Genomic DNA, 17122 nt, shown 5'->3' on the forward strand with positions numbered 1-17122 from the left:
CACCCACGACCCGTAAGAGAGGCATCTCCATGACGACCACGACCGTGTACGGCACCTGGTGCAGCCGCGTCAGCTCCTACAGCACCAGCCCCGACGCCGACGTCCTCGACTACATCAGGGGCGGCGACACCGACTGGCGGACCCGCCTCGACCAGAGCGGTGCGCTCGCGCAGATCCAGGGCGCCTACCGCGCCGCCATCGACGCCGTCCTCCCGCCCGACATCAGCCTGTGCGGTGACGAGTTCGTCGGCCCCGCGGTCCCCGAGCAGGGAGAGTTCGACGGATACCCGGTCGACGACGACGGGCGGCTCGACTTCGCCGCGATGGTGGAGGAGATCGACCTTGAGCCGATCGTCGAGCGGTACGAGCCTCTCACTCTGGAGGAGATCGGCCGCGTCGAGATGGGGTCGCAGGCGGAGGACCCGGCGAAGGCCGCATCGAAGATGATGTCCCGCCTGAAGGTGAAGCCGGCCTACGGCTACCACCCCCACCCCGACTCCGGCCGCCCGCAGGCCCTGTACCGGGCGGGCGACGTCCGGGACGCGCTCGCCCAGCGTCCCGGACGCGGCACACGCACCGACCTGAAGGCCGCCGAGTGACCGATAGGAGCAAGCCCGACACGGGCACCGGGCGCCCCGGCCGATACGGCCGGGGCTGGCCCCATACACCGGACCGGAAAGGATCCAAGGCCACCTCATGTCCAGTCTGATGCTTGGTGCGGGGATCGCACTTCTTGTGGTCGCATCAGCGGCTGCGGCCGCCGGACGGCTTCCCGCCTACCGCGCGTATGGCGTCCTGTCTATCTCCCAAGTGCTGACCGGCACGGCCGGCTTCATCCAGGGGAACACGACAGCGGCTTCCATTTCGGCGGCTGCGGCCGCCTACACCGCCTGGGAATGGTGGAGCGGCGGCGGAGACGGCGACATCAAGCGCCGCCGACGCCAATGGTCCCGCCACTTCCGTGGCGTCCGGCGCACTGCCCCAGCAGGCAGCCAGTGAACGTGCGCGCCCCTCAGTTGCCGAAACTGCGCGACCAGACGCTTCGGTTCCTCGACGACCCCCAGTCGGCGCTGCGGTCCGGGACGAGCAGTGGCATCCAGCCCGGCCTCGACGCGCTCGCCAGCCAGCTGAGGGCCGCTGACCTGTATTGGGTCACTGAGGATATGGCGGCCCTCGCGGTGTCAGCTGGCTCCCAGCTCGCCGCCGCCCGGTGGACGGTCGCGGACCGACCCTCACCGATCGGCCTGGCGATGTTCGACGGTGGCATCAGCACGATTGACGCTCGGGGCGCGCAGATTCCCGTGGAAGGGGTCGCGTGGGGGCCGTATGACGGGGAGTGCATGGTCTGGCTGCTGTTGTCCCGCCGCCGCCTGATCGCGGAGATGACCCGTACCGACATTCAGCTGATTGAGGAGGAGACTCCGCCGCTGATTCCGGTGTACGGGTTCACGATCCCACTGACCGGTGAGGCGCTGCCGATGGCTGAGCTGGATGTCGGGGACTGCCCGCTGATCGTGATGCAGGCGCTGGCCGCATCGTGGCTTCTGATGCAGCAGCCCAACCTCGTCGAACGTGCCACGCTGCCAGCGGACAAGACAGTCGCCCGCTCATACCGGCGCGCGCAGCGGCCGGTACCTGATGTGACGCTTGTGGACCTACGCCGTCATTACGTTCCCGACACCGCTGAGCCGAATGGTGACGGGGCCGGTAGCCGGTACCGGCACCGGTGGGTCGTGTCCGGGCATTGGCGGGATCAGGCGCACGGGCCCGGCCGGTCGCTGCGTCGGCGGACGTGGGTGCCGACGTATGTGAAAGGGCCTGATGGTGCTCCGCTCCTGGTGGCGGAGAAGGTCAATGTGTGGCGTCGGTGAGGGCGCAGACGTGTCGTGGGCCGACCCCCTTGACGACTTCGCCGTACGTACGGCATAGTGGGGTCATCGCACAGACAAGGAGCCCAAAATGACACACCCCGCCAGCCCCGCCGTCGAGTACCAGCTCTCCACCCACGGCACATGGTCACCCACCTACACGACGCACAAGGCCACGGTCTACGCCTCACTGCCGGGCCGACTCCCGAAGGTCGTGGCCGTCGGCACGTGCAGGCTGCGGCGCACGGGCGAGCCCCTCACCGTGGACATCCCGGACTGGGAGCCCGGCTACGACTGGGACCGGCTCTCGACCGGCATGGGCCCCGGAGAGTGGGTGTGCACCCCCGAGTGGGTCGGTGACGGGCCGGCCCCGGTGCCCGGCCCGTAGGCGAATAACGAGAGCCCCACCCGAATCCGGGTGGGGCTCTTCGCGCGTATCCCCGCTGACGCGGGGAGCAAGGTGCAACACCCCTGAAGCTGGGGCCATCCCCGCTGACGCGGGGAGCAGGCCTCCACTATGGCACACCGCTCTGACGGGACGCAGCCGAGCGCACGAGCGCCCGCCCGTCGAGCGCGACCCTGCTCGCCGCTGACCGCACAGCAGAAGGCCCCCACCGCCCTGCGCTCGGCAGGGGGTGGGGGCTTGTGTCTGGGTCAGGACTTCTGTGCCGACGGCAGGACGGGATGGTCGATATGGTGGTGTTCCACCTCGACGCCGTATTCGCCGCTCCAGGCCGTCCAGACCTCGCGTGCGACGGCTTCAGCGACCGCGACGCTCCTATGCCTGCCCCCCTGGCACGCGACGGTGAGGCGAGCCAGGCGACCTACGGGCACCTCGTCGGCCAAGGCGCGGAGCTGCACGGCGGCCCGGCTGATGATCTCCCGGGCGCCGGGGGTGGCGAGGACGTGGGCACGGACTGCCTCGTCGAGGCCTGTGAGGTATCGCATGGCGGGGTCCTCGGCCGGGTTGCGCAGTGCACGTCGCAGGTCGAGGTAGAGCCCGTCGGTGACAAGGTCGTGGGAGCCATCGTGGCGGGCGCCGATGGAGCGGATGACAGCGGTGACGGGGCCGGTGCCGTCGAGGTGTGTGGTCTGCATGTCGACCACGATCCCGGCCCCGTGACGGCCCCGGTAGGGGTTGCCTGTTGCGTCTTGGTGCCCGTCTGTCCGCGATGATCAGGTGAGTAGGCCGCAGCGCACGGACCACCATCTCAGCGGGCCGCCAGCTGATACAGCGACAGGCCCAGCCCCACCACCGCGACCAGCGCGGCCACCGACGGCAGGGGCCACCGGGCCCGCTCTAGCAGCTCGATCCGCTGCTCGAGCTTGTCGATATCCGCCTCCGTCTGAGACGTCCGCTGCAGCGCGGTGTCCAGCCGGCCGCCCAGTGCGGCGAATCCTGCGACCACCTCGCCGCGCAGCCGCTCGAGCTCCAGCGCCACCTGGTGCTGCTCCGGCGGGGTCACGTCCGGCCCGCGGACTCGGTGATGCCCGGACCGGGCTGACCCGTGCCGGATGCGGCGATGGCGGTGAGCAGGGCGAGGGCTGCGGCGAGTCCGCCGACGGACGCGGCTTGGGCCCAGTCGACGTCGAGGATGCCGAGGCCGTCGGCGCTCGCCACGCCGAGGGTGCCCTGGGCGAAGGTGCGGATCATCCGCTCGGCGGTGGCCCTCCAGAACGCGGAAGTGAACACGTGGTCTCCGATCGATCAGTTGGTGACGGTGAAGCCGCGGCGGGCGGCGAGCTTCTTCAGGGATGCGGCTCCGGGGATGCCGTCGGCCGCCGTGCCTCGGTAGCCGCAGCGTCGCTGCCAGGCGGCGTAGGCGGTGCGGGTGGCGGTGCCGGCGTGCCCGTCGAGATATGCCTTGGAGAGCAGGCCCTCGTCGATGAGGGCGACCTCGACAGTGCGCACGCCGCTGTAGGACACGGGTGTGCCACGCTTCGGCGGGTCGGCCCGAAACGCGGCTTGCAGCCGGGACAGGTCGACGACCGGCTTCTTCGGCTTCGGCAGAGGCTTCGGCGCCGTGGTCTTGCCGGGGATCTTCAGCTCCTGCCCTGGCACGATCCGGTACGGGCTCTTGAGCCGGTTGGCCTTGGCGATGTCCTTCCACGGCACCCCGAGTTCCCGGCCGACCGCGGACAGGGTGTCGCCGGCCTCCACGGTGTACGGGCCGCCCACCGCCGCCGGCTGCTCGGGCTGTGCGGGCTCCGGGTCCACGGCGAGCCGGTCACCGATCCGGTCCCGCAGCGAGTCCATGGTGAAGCCGCGCGGGTCGATCTTCCCCGGCTGCCACTCCAGATGCCCGATCACCGACCGGGGCCCCCACCCGTGGTACCGGCAGACAGCGGCAGCCGCCCGCTCGATCGCCTCCAACTGGGCCTGTGGCCAGGGGTCTTTGCCGTCGCCGAGGTTCTCGCACTCGAACCCGTAGAAGTGCGCGTTGCCGTCCGTGTCCGCATCGTCGTCGCGGGGCCGGGCCGGGGTCTCGGCGATGACGGCGCGCAGGACGTCGCCGTCTCCGGGCCCGGCATGGTTCGCCCTGCCGTACCCGACCAGGTAGATCGTGCCGTCCTTCGCGACGACGACGTGACACAGCGGGCCGGGCAGGCCGCTGTAGCCGGTCCGGCAGATGTCCACGGTCCGCTGCGTCCCGGACGTCACCGTGTGGTGGACCATCACCCCGTGCACGGGCCCCCACGGGCCCCTGCTGTTCCGGTTGTGGGTGCGCCAGTTGCCGACCTCCACCACGGTCAGGCCCTCAGCGCGCAGGATGTCTACCAGCGTCTGCGCTGGCATCGGGGGAGCCATCAGGGGGCCTCCAGACATGAGGTGCCCCGGGCCGGCCCGGGGCACAGTGGATGGTCAGCAGGCGGGTGCGCCGGTCCAGCGGCGTACCGTCAGCCGCCCGTATCCGGCATCCACCGTGAGCGTGTCGCCCGACACCCACGCGGTGGAGTGCGCGTCCGCGCGCAGCACGATCACGATCCGATGCCCCGCAGGCCAGTCCTGCGGCACCTGGTACACGTCGGTGATCGCGAGCGGCATGTGATGCCGGTCCGGGGGCACGTTGTCGCCGCAGCTGGTGCCGATGCGCCACCACGGGCCCGCCGAGCCCTGCCCGTCGTCGACGTCGTAGGCCCACAAATGCCAGCCCACACCCACCGTGTAGCCGACATCGGACGTGACGCGGGCGCGGGCGTCGACGTCCAGGACATCCCCGGCCGCCACCGGCACCACCAGCCGCAGCATCGTCCGCCACGTCGTCGTCACCAGATCCACCGGCAGACTGGACGCCACCACCTCGGTAGTGGAATGCAGACCCGCCAGAGACAGCCCGCCCGTACTCAGGATGGTCACGACTACACCTCTATGCCTTGTAGGTGGTGACGATGACGACACCGGGCGCGCCGGCACCGCCTGTGCAGGCCGATACCGAGGCCCCGTTGGAGGAGCCAGACGCACCACTCCCGTACAGGTGACCCGTGTTCCCGGGGCGCTGGCCGGATGTGGATGCGCTCGGCGGGGTGACGGAACCGAGGAAGCTGTCGCCGCCGGTGTTGAACTTGACCGGCACACCGCCGAGTACGGCGCCGTTTCCGCCGCCCCCGCCCTGAATTCGCAAGCTGCCACCCGCCCCGCCGTTTCCGCCGCCCCCGCCCGAGGCGACGTCATTGCCGGACGAGGCGCTGGCCGCGGCGGTGCCGGCGCCTCCGGTGGCGGTGACGTGGGAGCCGAACTGCGACGTTCCGCCATTGCCGCCCGCACCACCGGCTGCGCCGGCCGATCCTGCGGCACCGACGGTGACGGCTACGGTGGAGCCGAGCGATGACGCGGCGAACTGGCCGCGGGCGAACTCCCCCCCGCCGCCGCCTCCCGAGCATGCGCCCTGGCCCGCGCCAGTTGCGGCGCAGCCTCCCGAGCCGCCGCCCCCGCCCTGCACTTCGACGACCACCCACAGCGCGCCGGACGGCTTGCTCCACGTGCCAGAGGAAGTGAAGACGTCGACCTGCGGCGTGGTGGGCAGTAGCCCGTCGATGTCCTCGGCCAGGGTCTGCAGGTGCTCCCAGATCCGAGTGTGGCCGGTCTCGTCCGGGTACGTGATGCCCTTCGTGGTCTCGCTCACAAGCTCCGCCTCCAAGAGATCGTCAGGGTCCAGGCGGCGGACCAGCTGTTTCGGCCGGCGAGCCGGATGTACGGGTTGTCGGAGTCGACGTGGATGGCGAGGCCGCCGCGGGTGCCGTCGACCATGGCCTGCGCCCACGAGTCGGGGATGACGAATGAGCTGGCTGTGGCGTTTACCGCCAGCGACGGGCCTCCCGTCGACTCGTTGAGCGTCGGTGCCCCGGCCGGCCGGGTGGACTGGGAGACGAGGCGCAGGGTGGCGGTGCGGGCGGCGAAGTCGCCACCCGGCAGGCGCCGGAACTTCACGGTGGCCCGGGTCACGGTGGCGCCGGTGATCGAGCGGGGCTTGGAGCCGTAGAAAGCGCAGCCGGTCATCCTGCCGAAGCTGCTGCCGGAGTAGCGGCCCTGGTAGGTGTCGAAGCTGCTGGTCGGGTTGCCGTCGCTGCGCCACCCGCTGCGGTACGTGGCGGTCGCCACCGGCACGCACGTCAGCGTGCCGGTTCGGACTGTCGGCTTCGGCGGGGGTGGAGGGTCGCTCTCGTCCTCCTCCACTTCTTCCGGGTCAGGTGGCGGTGGCTCCACCGACGGGGCGGCCGGGGGCACGGCGATCGCATAGTAGACCGAGCCGCATCGCAGCAGCAGAATGCTGTCGTTGACGGCTATCGAGACGCCATCCACGACGCGTGCGGTGACCTCGATCCCGGACACGCGGGCCCGGCATGCTCCGCCGGACGGCGCCGTGAGTGCCTTTCCGACGAGCGTTCCTTGTCCTGCGAGGGATATGCGGGTGTCTGCCCAGTCAGCCATTGAGGACCCTCACCGTCAGGTGCATCTCCGATGGCGTGTACGGCAGCGACAGTGCCTCGATCATGCAGGGCTGGGACGTGAGGCCCGCCCCGGTCGCCGAGACCACGTCACCGGTCATGAGCCCTGGGTGCGGCACCATGGATACCCCCAGCTTCCTTGAGGCGCTGCGACGGAGGCGGCGCAGCGTGGTGGCGGCGGCCGTTCTGCACTGGGCTACCGTCGTCAGCAGGGGGGACTGGTGGTAGTGCGGGACGGGAAGCGGGGAGAAAGGGCCGCCCGCGCGGAACGGGCTGGTCTCGTCGTCGTCGTAGGCGACGCCTTGAATCTGGCCGCCGTCGGCGTCCTCGCCCTGAGCAACCACTACCGTGAAGGCTCCGTCGCGGGACGCTCCGCCCTGCCAGCGCATGACCGTTCCGCCGACGCCGTCGGTGAGACTGAGCACCGGGGGGCCGGTGTCGACGAGCGGCTCGATGGCGAGGAAGCCGTCCTCGGTGACGCGGCAGTCCGCCGGCCACGCGCCGAGCACCTCGCGCAGCGCGCCGAGCCGGTCGGTGTCCCACTGCATGCCCTGCGGCACCGGCCGGTCGACGAGGCTTCCGTCGAAAGCGATGGTGAGCGCCGGCTCCACCAGGGCGCGGCTGACCGAGGCGAGTGTGTCGCCGAGGGCCGGTTGGAAGGGGCCGACGAACTTCGCCTCGTCGATGAGCGTCAGCAGCCCTTCGGCTTGGACGGCTACCGTGTCGCCGTCCGTCTCCGACGAGGTGATCAGGAACCAGCCCCGGTTGATCCATTCGATGTGGCCGCCCATGTCGACGCCGTAGTCGATGCGCAGCTGCTGCCCGAAGGCGCCGAGCGGGTGATCGGGCTCGATGGGCTCCCAGCTCACGCCTCTGTCGCGGCGCGGCACATTGAGCCGGACGGACTCCGGTATCGCCGCTGACCGGTCACGTTCCTCGCCGCCAGAGTTGATGGGTATCTCTGCCGCAAGGAGTTCCCCATCAAGCCACGACTCGGCGCGGATGTAGATGCTGTGGGAGCCCTGGACGACGGAGAGGGCATCGGGCGACATTTCCAGCATGCTCACGCTCCAAAGTCGAAGAGGGCGATGTCGAGGAGCGTGCCGGGAGTGAAGGTGTCCGCGAGATCGGCCAGGGTCTCGAAGTTGTCGGCGATGTCCTGGAGCGTGAAGCCTGCCGCTTCCAGGACGTCGGGCCAGGCCTCGACGCGCACCAGCTCGAGGGTCCACAGCCTGTGCCCGTCGTACCAAGTGGGCGCCTCTTCATCTGAGACGACTGCATAGTGGCCGTCGAGCCGAGGCATGCTGGCGCGGGCGCGTATGAGGATTACACCCTCGGTGGCGTCCGCGAGGGTCTCGTCGAGGGCGTCACCGGCGGAGTCCGTCGCTGTCTCTGCGGTGGCAGTTGTGGTGGGCTGCGAGCGGCGACGACCGACAACGACGAGACGGCCGCCGATGTTGAACGTCGCGGCATCCCTGGTCCGAGTCTTGCTGAAGGGCGCTTTCAGTCTCACGGCGGCGCCGATACCGCGGACCGCGTCCGAGATGACATCCGTATCGACGGTGGAGGTGATGGCGCTGGAGGTGAGCTCCCATTGGCCGCCAGTGCTGTCGGTGAGGGTGGCGATGTAGGTCACTGCCAGACCGAACGGCTGCTCCGCATCGATGCGGAGCAGCACGTCGCTGCCGGTGACGTCGGATTCGGTCGCGGCGCGTACCGCCGTCCGGTCGGTGCCGACCTGCCGCTCGATCGTGGCCGTGACGATGTCGTCACTGGCCATCCCTGTCACGGAGATCAGATTGCGGGGCGGGAAGACTGTCTGTGCGGTGGCGTCGAGGCTGGCGGTCGCTTCCCGGATCCGCAGCACGCCGGCGGATCCGGTGTGAGCCGCGGAGAGGGTTGCGGCGACGGTCGGCACCTGTGTGCCCGCCCCGCTGCTCACTGTCCCGCTAGCGATGCCGAGCCGGGCCAGGTGGCCGATGGCGACCGAGTCGTCGGCCCGCTCGGTGATGGTGCCGAACGCGATCCCCGTGGCGGTGATCGCCTCAGCGGACATCGTGGGCGCGTTGGAGCGGATGCCGTAGCCGAGTATGGCGAAGTCGCCCGCCGTCCACGGCAGCGCGGTGCTGCACGCCGCGGAGAAGCCGGTGCCCGCGCTGGTGTCCTCGCCGAGCGAGACGGCCCATCGCCAGCCGGTGCCTGCCGAGCGGGACAGGACCGTGATCCGGCCGGCGATGTGCGAGCCGCTGCTGCCGGACGGGATGCGCGTCGAGGGGGCCGACTCGGCTCCGTCGAGGACTCGGGTGAAGAAGGTCAGGCGCCGCGGCCCAGTGCCTGACGCGAATGAGCCACCGCCGCCCGAGAACGTCCCGGCCCGAATCCACCCGGCGGGGATGGTGGGGATCGACTCGCTCGGATGCCCGGACACCACTGTGAGCACGGCAAGCCGGCCGACTGCGACGCCAGCAGGGAATGCGGGCGTGATGGTGTCCGCATGGCTGGACAGCGCCCCCGTGTCGACATAAGAGATCGTCACGTCGCCCTCCCCACCTTCGCCCGGCGTGCCTGCCGCTGCTCGGACTCGCGCAGCATCGGCCGCACCACGCCCCGCACCACGCCCAGGAACTCGCCACTGTCGAGGTACAAGGGGCCCTCGAACGTGCCGCCCCCGGGGCTCACGACCGCTCCCGTGAGCGGCCGTCCCCAGGCGGCGTTGACCGCGGCGGCAGACATGCGGGAGCCGGCGGCCTGCACGTCCACTAGGGACTGATCCATGCCCTGCACCAGGCCGGCGCCGAGCTGCCTGCCGACCTGGTCTCGCATCACCTGCGACGGAGATTTGATCTTCAGGGCCTTCTTGATGGACGCCACCATCGACTTGCCGAGCTTGCTCATCTGCTGCTGCAGCGCCTTCTCCTGCGCCTGCAGACCGGTGAGGAACCCCGCACCGGCCATCCTTCCCGCGTCGTACATGGCGTCTGCGGTGGTGCGGCCGATGCTGGTGGCCAGCGTGGAGCCGCGCCGCGCCAGTTGGTTGAGCTGGGCGAACTCGGAACTGTTGGCGCCGAGTAGCTTGCTCGCCAGCGCCCCGCCGGGACCCTCGGCGATGACCTGCGCCAGTAGATCCTTGTGCAGGCCGCGCTTCTCCAGGGAGGCCGTGTTCCGCCGGAACCAGAATGCGGCAGACTGCTGCTCCTTGAGGCCCTGGATAAGAGCCGCCGCGTCCCGACCCTCCCCGAGCGCCATGAAATCCATCGCAGATGTGCGCTGCGTGGACGCATACTCCTTCGCCTCTGTGATCCTGGCCCGGATCCGGTCGCGCTGAGCTGCCATGGTCTGCAGCTTGCGGCTGGTGCGGTCGACCTGGCCGGCGAGCTTCCAGCCCGCGCTGCCGAGCTTCTTCAGGTCGGCGATCAGCGCGTTCGACGCGGTGCGGATGTCGCCCGCGGCCTTGGTCAGCGAGCGGGAGAAGTCGCCGAAGTCGCCCGGCAGTTCCCTGCGGGCGGTCAGGACCGACTGGGGCGTCTTCTTCGCCTTGCCGCCCTTCGCGTACCCGACAGCCCCGCCAGATGCGAGGCGCATCGCGTTGATCTGGTCGAACATCGCCAGGCCGTACTTGCTCACCGCGGCTGCGCGGATGACGTACTCGCCATTCGACAGCCACGCCGGGATACTGTCCGAGGTGGAGCTCCCGGGGCCGGCCACCATGCCGCCAGCGGGGAAGCCCCACACCGAGCCGCCCTCGGCATAGCGGCGGATGCGACCGCCACCGGCTCTGAGCTGGGAGCCGTGCGAGCCTCGAGCCCGTGCCGTGTCGCCGGTGACGACATGCCGAGTCGTGACCGTGATGGTGCGGCTGCGAAGGTTGTCGATGGCACGCTTCAGCGCCTCGGCGTTCGCCACCGCCGTGCCGGTCGGCGCTGTGACCTTGACGCTCTTGCTGCCGGGAATCGCCTTGACCTGATAGCCGGCAGCGCGAAGCTCTTTGATCGCGGCGGACGTCGGGGCCTTGATGGTGACCGTCTTCCCCGGCTGGAGCCCGGCGACCTCCATATAAAGGCGGTCGACCTCCAATGCGGCCTTCACCGCTCCGGGCGCGGTGATACTCGTCGCCGCGGACTGCGGCAGCCGCAGGTAGGACGCGGTCAGGTCGTCGATCTGCTTCTTGGTGAACCCGGCCTGGTCCATGGCCATCCGCAAGGCGCTGATGTTCGCACCCAGGACGGCATTACCGGCCTCCATCGAGCCCTGCTGCTCCGCGACGGACTGCGCGTGCGCCATGGCCGCGTCCGCGGCGTCGAGGAATGCGCCCTTGACGGCGCTGCCCTTCGCCGTCGTGACGTCCAGCGACGTGCCGTTTTCCTTGACCGCCTCCGTCAGCGACCGCAGGGAGTCGCGGAAACTGATCTCCTTCTGGGCGGCGTCGATCGCGACGCCGTTCAGCGTGCTGAGGGCGTCGGTGAGCTTCTCAGCCTCGGTGCGCTGGTCGGCCAGCTCGTCCGCGGTGGTGGCCGCTTCGCTGCCGAGCTGGCCCTGCGAGTCCGCGGCCAGCTTCGTCTGCGTGTCTGCGCCCGCGAGCGTCTCCGCGTATCCGGGCAGGAGGGTGCGGAATTTTTCGGTGGACGTGCCGCCCTTCTCTGCCTCCGCCGCGTACAGGGCGAACTGCCGGGCCGCCTCCTTCGTGGCCCCGGACTGCACGAGGCTGCTGAGGGACTCGTCGATCGCCTTCAGCTGGGTACGGGCCTTCTCGAGGCCTGGGCCGCCCTCGGCCATCGGGTCGAAGGTGGAGAAGAAGTCCTCGAAGCGGTCGAGCACGCCCGGGTGGGCGATGCGGGCCGCGGCCTCCCCCACGCCGTCGAGGCTCTCCCCGAACAGGCGCGCTGCCTCACCGGTTGCCTTCCCCTTGCGCTCGAAGTCGAGCATCGAGTTGGTCAGCTTGGCGACGCTCGGCGAGGCGTTATCGAGCTGCCTGACGACCGTGTCGATACCCCAGGCCAGGGCGGTCAGCGTCCCCAGCACCAGCCCCAGCTTGCCGAGGGTCATCATCTGCGCCCGGACCGTGGCCGCCGTGACCCCCATCGCGGCCAGCTCCCGGCGCACCAGCATGATGCGCGGCAGCAGGAGCAGCATCGACGCGGCCGCCAGGCCGAGGACGCCCACCAGGCCCGTCATCACGCCAGCAGTCTGCTGCAGCGCCGGCGGCAGGCCGTTGTACACGTTCACCAGCCGGGTGACCCACTGCACCATGTCCCGCAGCGCCGCGTTCGCGGCAGACCCGGACTCGATCAGCGCCGTCTCCAGGGCGGACTTCAATAGCTCCAGGTCGCCGATGAGGTTGTTCATCTTCGTCGCGGCGACTGCTGCCGCGTAGCCCTGATCGTCCACGGCGTCGGTGTACTTCCGCACGCCGGCCTCGCCGTGCTTGTACAGGATCCCCGCGGCGCGGACCGCGTCCGAGCCGAAGATGACGCCCATGGCCGCGTTCCGCGCCTCCGGCGTCAGATTTCCGAAAGCCTCCTTCATGCGCTGCGCGACCTCATGCAGCCCGACGAAGTTCCCGTTCGCGTCATAGGCGGAGAAGCCCAGCCGGTCCATCGTGGCCTGAGCCTCTTTGGACTGCGGCGTGAGCCGCTGCAGCATCACCTTGAAGCTCGTGCCGGCGTCCGAGCCCTTGAGCCCTTCGGACGCGAAAAGGGCCATCGCGCCGGTCGTGTCCTCCAGCGTCAGTCCGGTTTGCGCCGCGACCTGCGCGGTCATCTTGAAAGACAGTCCAAGCTGATGCACATCGGTGGCGGACTTGTTCGCCGCGGCCGCCAGGACGTCCGCGATGTGCCCGACGTCTTTGCCCTTCAGCCCGAACACGGTCATCGTCGTCGCGGAGATCTCCGCCGCTTCGGACAGGTCGATCTGGGCCGCTGCCGCCAGATTCAGGGAGCCCTTCAGGGCGCCCCCGGCGATGTCGGCGACCGCGATACCCGCCTTCGCCAGCTCGAACTCCGCCTCCGCGGCCTGCGTCGCCGAGTACGCCGTCGTCCGCCCGGCCTCCAGCGCCGCCGCCCGCAAGCCGGCCATCTCGCCGGCCGACGCCTGGGTCACCGCCGCGACGTTCGACATGGCCTTCTCGAACCTCGCCGACGCGGCCACCGCGAACCCGAAAGCGGCGATCAGGGCAATGGAGCCGCCCTGCACCGCCTTGAGGGCGTTCCTCTGACTCTCCCCGACCTGCGTCATCGTCCGACCCGCGTTGCGCATGCTGGTGCGGATGTCGTTAGACGTGCGGTTCGCCGTCCGGGATGCCTCGCCCATCCGGGCCCGGAACGCGGCGATGTCGGCGGTCAGCAGGACGGATACGGTCCGGACGGCCACGGCTCACCTCATGCTATTGGTCTCGGGAGACATGGACGTGCAGGCCGCGCATGTCGCCACCCGAACTCTCGAACTCGCCGCTGGCGCGAGCCGCCGCGGCGCACGCGTGGCAGCGGGTCAGCGTGGCGTGCCACAGGTATTCGTTGGCCTTGCTGGTGGCGTCGTCCCACGGCTGACGGCAGTCCGGGCACACGTCCATCTCGACGTACTGCAGGGCCAGGGCCCACTCCCGGTCGTCGTCCAGCCACAGCGGCTCGCCCGGCTGCGGCCACGGCCTGCCCAGGAAGATGGACCGGGGTACGCCCCATGCCCTGGCGGTCTCTACTTCCCTTCGGTGTGGGAGGCGAGGATCGCGGAGGCGTGCAGCGCGAAAGGGATCGTCGTCGCCTCCCCGTTGACCTGCCAGGCGGCGTCGATGAGCTGCTGACGCTGCCCGAAGTTGAGGGCCTCGAACAGCTCGTCGACCTCCGCCGGGGTCATCTCGGGGTCGACAGCGCACGCGGCGACCAGCGCCGGGGCGAGGCTCTCCGCATCCCACGACTCGTCGGAGTCCTTCCCCGGATGCTCGGCCACGAGATCCGACCAGGCCTTCGCACCGAGGGCCCGAAAGGTGAAATCGACCTCGGCCTCCTTCATCCGCTCCCGAGCCGCCTTGATCTTCTCGGCGAGCTCGAGGCCCGGGTTCTTGTCGGCGAGGCTCTCCTGCTGCCACTGCGACAGGCCGGCGAGCTCCGCCTCCAGCCGGTCGACCTCGGCCGCGACATCGCCTGCCAGGCAGATCCTGACCGTGTGCTCGCGGGCCCGCGCCTTCGCGAGGATGTCCTTGAGGTTCGGCATCAGGCGGCCACCGTCGCGGAAGTGTCGGGCTCCTCGCGCAGCTTCATCTGGCTGGTGAACTTGCCGACCTCGTTCGGCGCCGGCGGGATCGTGTTCCGCTCGCCGCACTCAACCGGGTACACCTCGACCTCCTGGCCGGCGGCCCACGCCGTGGTGTACGGGAGGATGCGGCGCACGACGAGGTAGCCCTGCGTCTGGTAGGTGAGGGTGGACCACGGCAGGTCGTCGGTGGGGGTGTCGCCGCGCTTGAACGTCAGTTCCGGGGAGAAGCCGCGGCGGCCAGCCCGGTTCGTGGTGAACGTGCTGGCGAGCGAGCTGTTGTCGACGTCGGCGGTCTCGGCGGGGATGTTCAGGCCGTCGGGGGTGATCCGCTGGGTGAGGTCGTCACCTGCGTCCAGTTCGGCGACCGTCGGCGCGGTGATGTTGGCGATGGTGGTGACCCAGGCAACGCGGGTCTTGCCGTCGTTGATCACATCGGACACGGCAGTGCCTCCTTCGGGGGCATAGAAGAAGCCCCAGCCGGGCGGCGGGGCGGGCAGCGAGTGGGCAGGGTCAGATGCGCAGCGCGGCCACGGTCACGGACGTCACGGCGCTGTACGAGATGGACGCCAGACCGGAGTCGGACGAGTCGGCGAACGGGGTCGCCGGCACGGGGATCATCTCCTCGTCCGATGCGCCGACCGTGACCGGCAGGTCCGGGTTGGCGACAGACGCGTAGAAGTTCCCCGGCACCGCGACCGTTACCGTGATCGGCGACGCGTCGCCGTTGATCACGTGCAGAAAGGTCGTCGGGCCCGGCTTGACCTTGTCGCCACCGCCGGATGCGGCACTGTAGGTCGGGCTCAGCCCGCCTGCTGTGATCGCCTGGACAGAGAGAGTGGCCACGGGATGTCTCCTAGCTCGTGGAACGGATCATGAATTGGATGGGGAGGAAGAACAGTGGCGGGGAGACGTCGTCATCGCGGATGACCGGAGGGCCGCCGATCTCCTCCGGCCTCCACACCGCACGGCCCTCGACCGTGACACCGGCATGCAGCCCGGCCCGCACCCGGTCCGCCACCCACAGGCAGCGCTCCTCGTCCGGGCCGACCGCCGTCACCTGAAACAGGGCGTCGAAATTCGTGCGCAGATCGGCGAGGGACTCCGACACCGACCGGCCCGGCGACATGTACACCACCGCATACATCCGCGACGCCGGGACAGGATCCGGAGCGGCGCCCCGACCCACCACCAAGTTCACGGCCTCCAGCGCGGCGACGATCCCATCCCGGTGCGGCAGCACAGCCGGGGTACTCATCCGCGGCCCATCTGCGCGCCGATCGCCGCCACATGGGCCGTGAACTCGGCAGCCTCAGCTGCAAGCGCCCGCGCGCCGTCCATGTGCGGCGGGTTCTTCACCGACCCGAACTCCAGCAGGTTCCCGAGCGCGCCCTGCGGGCGGGACTTGTCCGGGCCGATCTCCGCCGCCGCCCCGGTGGGGTGAGGCTTCATGTCGTAGCTGACGCTGGACGGGTACAGGCGCGCGTGCCGGCCCGCCGTGGCCGCGGCGTTCGCCCGCCACCCGTTCTTGACATTCAGCGCCCCGCGGGCGACAACCGCCCGCACCTGGATCTGGGCCCGCACCCCGTTCACCCGGAACACGCTCGCCAGCGCGTCCAGCTGCCGCGTGTTGGCGTTGATGCTCATGACCGGTCCTCCGCGATGATCCGCCATGCCGTGGCCGTGGCGCTGTACTGGACGCTCTGCACCCACAGCCGCATACCGGCCATGCGGGGGTCTGCGGAGGCCGTCACGTCGACGACGTCCCCGGGCTTCGGGCGCTCCCCCGCGGCCGGCGGCTCCGTGCCGAACGGAAGGGTGATGCGGTACTGGCGCAGACGGACTTCCTCCTCACCGGCCTGCACCTCCGACACCGCCAGCTGCGCGGGCTTCACGCGGGCTTTGCCGGTGTAGAAGGTCACCAGGACCGCGCCGGGCACCGTCATGCCGGTGTCCCGGTCGAAGATGTCCGGGCCCAACCGGTACAGGCTGATCGTGTCGACCATGAGAGCCTCGGCCTCACGCCGGCCCGCCGCCAGAGCGGCATCGAGCGCGGTCACGACGGCCTCACCGAAAAGGCGGGCCGCCGGTACGGTCGGAGGTCGGCCTTGTGACCGGGGGTGAGGCGGGCGTTGCCGATCGTCTCCGACGCGAACGTCCTCGCATAGTCGTCGATGCTGATGCTGCGCAGGTTCTCCGGGTTGGCCAGGTTCATCGACGCCAGGTCGAGCACGATGTCCATGATGTCGTCCGGGATGTCGCTCCAGCCGTGCGAGTAGGTGACACGCACTCGCGGCGCCCACACGCCGGGCTGCTGCTGCCACGGCCAGCCCATCGTGCGTGTCGGCGACCACCAGGGGTAGCCGCGGGTCAGCTCGTTCCCGAGCCGGGTGTAGTCGGTGTTCTCGGTGAGCGTCACCTCGACACCGCCCGGCATGCCGAGCTCCACCACGGTCAGCGGATGCGACTCGTCGACAACGAGGGGCCGCTGCGGCACGGTCAGCACCCGCTCCCCGCCCGGCAGTTCGATCGTCTCGCCCTCGACGAGGGTGATGTCCTGCCGGGTGTGGGCGCGGACCCGGGCAGAGGCGCGGCGCAGCGCCAGCTCCGCCTGGGACTCGTTCAGGGAGCCCGAGTCGCGCTGCATCGCGGCCTCGAGGTCGGCCACCGTCGCCAGCGGGGGAAGAGCCACGGTGACCGCCCCCTCAGTCCTGCTCGGCGATCTTCTTGAGCTGCTTGACCAGCGTGGAGCGCGGCTTGTCCGCGGCCTCCTCCGCCTCGAGGGCTTCCGCGGCGCGGTCGGGGTCGTCGCCGACCCAGTCCAGCACCTCGGCGGCGGTCGACGCGTCCTCCAGAGAGGCCGGCGGCTGGTCGGAGCTCTTGCTGCCGTTCTCGGGCTCACCGTCGAGCCGGGTGACCTTCCTCGGGGCCCGCTCCAGCAGCATGGCGGCCAGTTCCCCGGCCACCTCCTGCCCGGCGGCGAGCCGCACGGGCTTGTGCCCGCTGAACACCTTGATGTTCTCGTTGACGCGGACGCGCACGAGACCCTCCTCTCAGAGGCCCCA

23 protein-coding genes are annotated in these 17122 nt (G+C 70.2%); 4 read left to right on the top strand and 19 right to left on the bottom strand.

Going from position 1 to position 17122, the window contains the following annotated elements; translation table 11 throughout:
• Nucleotides 1–29: 29 nt before the first annotated feature.
• The 4 genes from SCWH03_RS02305 (at nucleotide 30) to SCWH03_RS02320 (ending at nucleotide 2256) form a co-directional block, all read left to right on the top strand.
• The gene (locus SCWH03_RS02305; protein WP_254076500.1) at nucleotides 30–599 is read left to right on the top strand and encodes a hypothetical protein; all 570 of its coding nucleotides are present in this window, start codon (nucleotides 30–32) and stop codon (nucleotides 597–599) included.
• Between the two features lie 97 nt (nucleotides 600–696).
• The gene (locus SCWH03_RS02310) at nucleotides 697–999 is read left to right on the top strand and encodes a hypothetical protein (protein WP_173261033.1); all 303 of its coding nucleotides are present in this window, start codon (nucleotides 697–699) and stop codon (nucleotides 997–999) included.
• Entirely contained in the window at nucleotides 996–1871 is an 876-nt protein-coding gene (locus SCWH03_RS02315) for a hypothetical protein (RefSeq protein ID WP_216854704.1), read from the top strand. Before SCWH03_RS02310 ends, SCWH03_RS02315 begins: the two co-directional genes overlap by 4 nt.
• A gap of 88 nt (nucleotides 1872–1959) precedes the next feature.
• A complete protein-coding gene (locus SCWH03_RS02320) occupies nucleotides 1960–2256 on the top strand; it encodes a hypothetical protein (RefSeq protein WP_173261035.1) in 297 nt (98 codons plus the stop codon).
• Nucleotides 2257–2522: 266 nt separating this feature from the next.
• Here SCWH03_RS02320 and SCWH03_RS02325 read toward each other — a convergent pair whose 3' ends face one another.
• The 19 genes from SCWH03_RS02325 to SCWH03_RS02415 all read right to left on the bottom strand — a co-directional run bounded on the left by SCWH03_RS02325 (nucleotide 2523) and on the right by SCWH03_RS02415 (nucleotide 17098).
• A complete protein-coding gene (locus tag SCWH03_RS02325) occupies nucleotides 2523–2966 on the bottom strand; it encodes a RapZ C-terminal domain-containing protein (RefSeq protein WP_173261037.1) in 444 nt (147 codons plus the stop codon).
• 113 nt (nucleotides 2967–3079) lie between these two features.
• Complete coding sequence (locus SCWH03_RS02330) at nucleotides 3080–3334, bottom strand: hypothetical protein (RefSeq protein WP_173261039.1); 255 nt, start codon at nucleotides 3332–3334, stop codon at nucleotides 3080–3082.
• Entirely contained in the window at nucleotides 3331–3561 is a 231-nt protein-coding gene (locus SCWH03_RS02335) for a holin (protein WP_254076501.1), read from the bottom strand. The genes SCWH03_RS02330 and SCWH03_RS02335 overlap by 4 nt, the downstream gene beginning before the upstream one ends.
• A gap of 15 nt (nucleotides 3562–3576) precedes the next feature.
• Nucleotides 3577–4677 (bottom strand): N-acetylmuramoyl-L-alanine amidase, encoded by a 1101-nt coding sequence (locus SCWH03_RS02340; RefSeq protein ID WP_173261041.1) that lies wholly within the window; start codon nucleotides 4675–4677, stop codon nucleotides 3577–3579.
• A 54-nt stretch (nucleotides 4678–4731) separates the two neighbouring features.
• Nucleotides 4732–5226, bottom strand: coding sequence for a hypothetical protein (locus tag SCWH03_RS02345; RefSeq protein WP_173261043.1), 495 nt, complete (start codon nucleotides 5224–5226; stop codon nucleotides 4732–4734).
• A 10-nt stretch (nucleotides 5227–5236) separates the two neighbouring features.
• Nucleotides 5237–5992, bottom strand: coding sequence for a glycine-rich domain-containing protein (locus tag SCWH03_RS02350; RefSeq protein WP_173261045.1), 756 nt, complete (start codon nucleotides 5990–5992; stop codon nucleotides 5237–5239).
• A complete protein-coding gene (locus SCWH03_RS02355; protein ID WP_173261047.1) occupies nucleotides 5989–6699 on the bottom strand; it encodes a hypothetical protein in 711 nt (236 codons plus the stop codon). Before SCWH03_RS02355 ends, SCWH03_RS02350 begins: the two co-directional genes overlap by 4 nt.
• A gap of 91 nt (nucleotides 6700–6790) precedes the next feature.
• Complete coding sequence (locus SCWH03_RS02360; protein WP_173261049.1) at nucleotides 6791–7882, bottom strand: hypothetical protein; 1092 nt, start codon at nucleotides 7880–7882, stop codon at nucleotides 6791–6793.
• Nucleotides 7879–9351 (bottom strand): hypothetical protein, encoded by a 1473-nt coding sequence (locus SCWH03_RS02365; RefSeq protein WP_173261051.1) that lies wholly within the window; start codon nucleotides 9349–9351, stop codon nucleotides 7879–7881. The genes SCWH03_RS02360 and SCWH03_RS02365 overlap by 4 nt, the downstream gene beginning before the upstream one ends.
• Nucleotides 9348–13181 (bottom strand): phage tail tape measure protein, encoded by a 3834-nt coding sequence (locus SCWH03_RS02370; RefSeq protein WP_173261053.1) that lies wholly within the window; start codon nucleotides 13179–13181, stop codon nucleotides 9348–9350. The genes SCWH03_RS02365 and SCWH03_RS02370 overlap by 4 nt, the downstream gene beginning before the upstream one ends.
• A gap of 13 nt (nucleotides 13182–13194) precedes the next feature.
• Nucleotides 13195–13380 (bottom strand): hypothetical protein, encoded by a 186-nt coding sequence (locus tag SCWH03_RS02375; protein ID WP_254076502.1) that lies wholly within the window; start codon nucleotides 13378–13380, stop codon nucleotides 13195–13197.
• Between the two features lie 122 nt (nucleotides 13381–13502).
• Entirely contained in the window at nucleotides 13503–14018 is a 516-nt protein-coding gene (locus tag SCWH03_RS02380; RefSeq protein ID WP_173261055.1) for a hypothetical protein, read from the bottom strand.
• Nucleotides 14018–14500: a phage tail tube protein gene (locus SCWH03_RS02385; RefSeq protein WP_173261057.1), complete on the bottom strand. Its 483-nt coding sequence runs from the start codon at nucleotides 14498–14500 to the stop codon at nucleotides 14018–14020. The genes SCWH03_RS02380 and SCWH03_RS02385 overlap by 1 nt, the downstream gene beginning before the upstream one ends.
• Nucleotides 14501–14570: 70 nt before the next feature.
• Complete coding sequence (locus tag SCWH03_RS02390) at nucleotides 14571–14903, bottom strand: hypothetical protein (RefSeq protein ID WP_173261059.1); 333 nt, start codon at nucleotides 14901–14903, stop codon at nucleotides 14571–14573.
• A gap of 10 nt (nucleotides 14904–14913) precedes the next feature.
• Nucleotides 14914–15315, bottom strand: coding sequence for a hypothetical protein (locus tag SCWH03_RS02395; protein ID WP_173261061.1), 402 nt, complete (start codon nucleotides 15313–15315; stop codon nucleotides 14914–14916).
• Nucleotides 15312–15704, bottom strand: a complete 393-nt coding sequence (locus SCWH03_RS02400; RefSeq protein WP_173261063.1) for a hypothetical protein — start codon at nucleotides 15702–15704, stop codon at nucleotides 15312–15314. The genes SCWH03_RS02395 and SCWH03_RS02400 overlap by 4 nt, the downstream gene beginning before the upstream one ends.
• Nucleotides 15701–16117, bottom strand: a complete 417-nt coding sequence (locus SCWH03_RS02405) for a DUF6093 family protein (RefSeq protein ID WP_173261065.1) — start codon at nucleotides 16115–16117, stop codon at nucleotides 15701–15703. Before SCWH03_RS02405 ends, SCWH03_RS02400 begins: the two co-directional genes overlap by 4 nt.
• Nucleotides 16114–16749 carry a hypothetical protein gene (locus SCWH03_RS02410; protein ID WP_173261067.1) on the bottom strand — a complete coding sequence of 212 codons (636 nt, stop codon included), beginning with the start codon at nucleotides 16747–16749 and terminating at the stop codon, nucleotides 16114–16116. Before SCWH03_RS02410 ends, SCWH03_RS02405 begins: the two co-directional genes overlap by 4 nt.
• A gap of 13 nt (nucleotides 16750–16762) precedes the next feature.
• The gene (locus SCWH03_RS02415) at nucleotides 16763–17098 is read right to left on the bottom strand and encodes a hypothetical protein (RefSeq protein ID WP_173261069.1); all 336 of its coding nucleotides are present in this window, start codon (nucleotides 17096–17098) and stop codon (nucleotides 16763–16765) included.
• Between the last annotated feature and the right edge of the window lie 24 nt (nucleotides 17099–17122).

It is taken from the genome of Streptomyces pacificus (assembly GCF_011766325.1).
Taxonomy (GTDB): Bacteria; Actinomycetota; Actinomycetes; order Streptomycetales; family Streptomycetaceae; genus Streptomyces; species Streptomyces pacificus.

What these genes read in the sequence shown, in the direction of transcription:
- SCWH03_RS02310 (WP_173261033.1), top strand. Translation starts at nt 697, where the DNA reads ATGTCCAGTCTGATGCTTGGTGCGGGGATCGCACTTCTTGTGGTCGCA.
- SCWH03_RS02375 (WP_254076502.1), bottom strand. Translation starts at nt 13,380, where the DNA reads ATGGACGTGTGCCCGGACTGCCGTCAGCCGTGGGACGACGCCACCAGC.
- SCWH03_RS02305 (WP_254076500.1), top strand. Translation starts at nt 30, where the DNA reads ATGACGACCACGACCGTGTACGGCACCTGGTGCAGCCGCGTCAGCTCC.
- SCWH03_RS02380 (WP_173261055.1), bottom strand. Translation starts at nt 14,018, where the DNA reads ATGCCGAACCTCAAGGACATCCTCGCGAAGGCGCGGGCCCGCGAGCAC.
- SCWH03_RS02340 (WP_173261041.1), bottom strand. Translation starts at nt 4,677, where the DNA reads ATGGCTCCCCCGATGCCAGCGCAGACGCTGGTAGACATCCTGCGCGCT.
- SCWH03_RS02395 (WP_173261061.1), bottom strand. Translation starts at nt 15,315, where the DNA reads ATGAGTACCCCGGCTGTGCTGCCGCACCGGGATGGGATCGTCGCCGCG.
- SCWH03_RS02400 (WP_173261063.1), bottom strand. Translation starts at nt 15,704, where the DNA reads ATGAGCATCAACGCCAACACGCGGCAGCTGGACGCGCTGGCGAGCGTG.
- SCWH03_RS02320 (WP_173261035.1), top strand. Translation starts at nt 1,960, where the DNA reads ATGACACACCCCGCCAGCCCCGCCGTCGAGTACCAGCTCTCCACCCAC.
- SCWH03_RS02325 (WP_173261037.1), bottom strand. Translation starts at nt 2,966, where the DNA reads ATGCAGACCACACACCTCGACGGCACCGGCCCCGTCACCGCTGTCATC.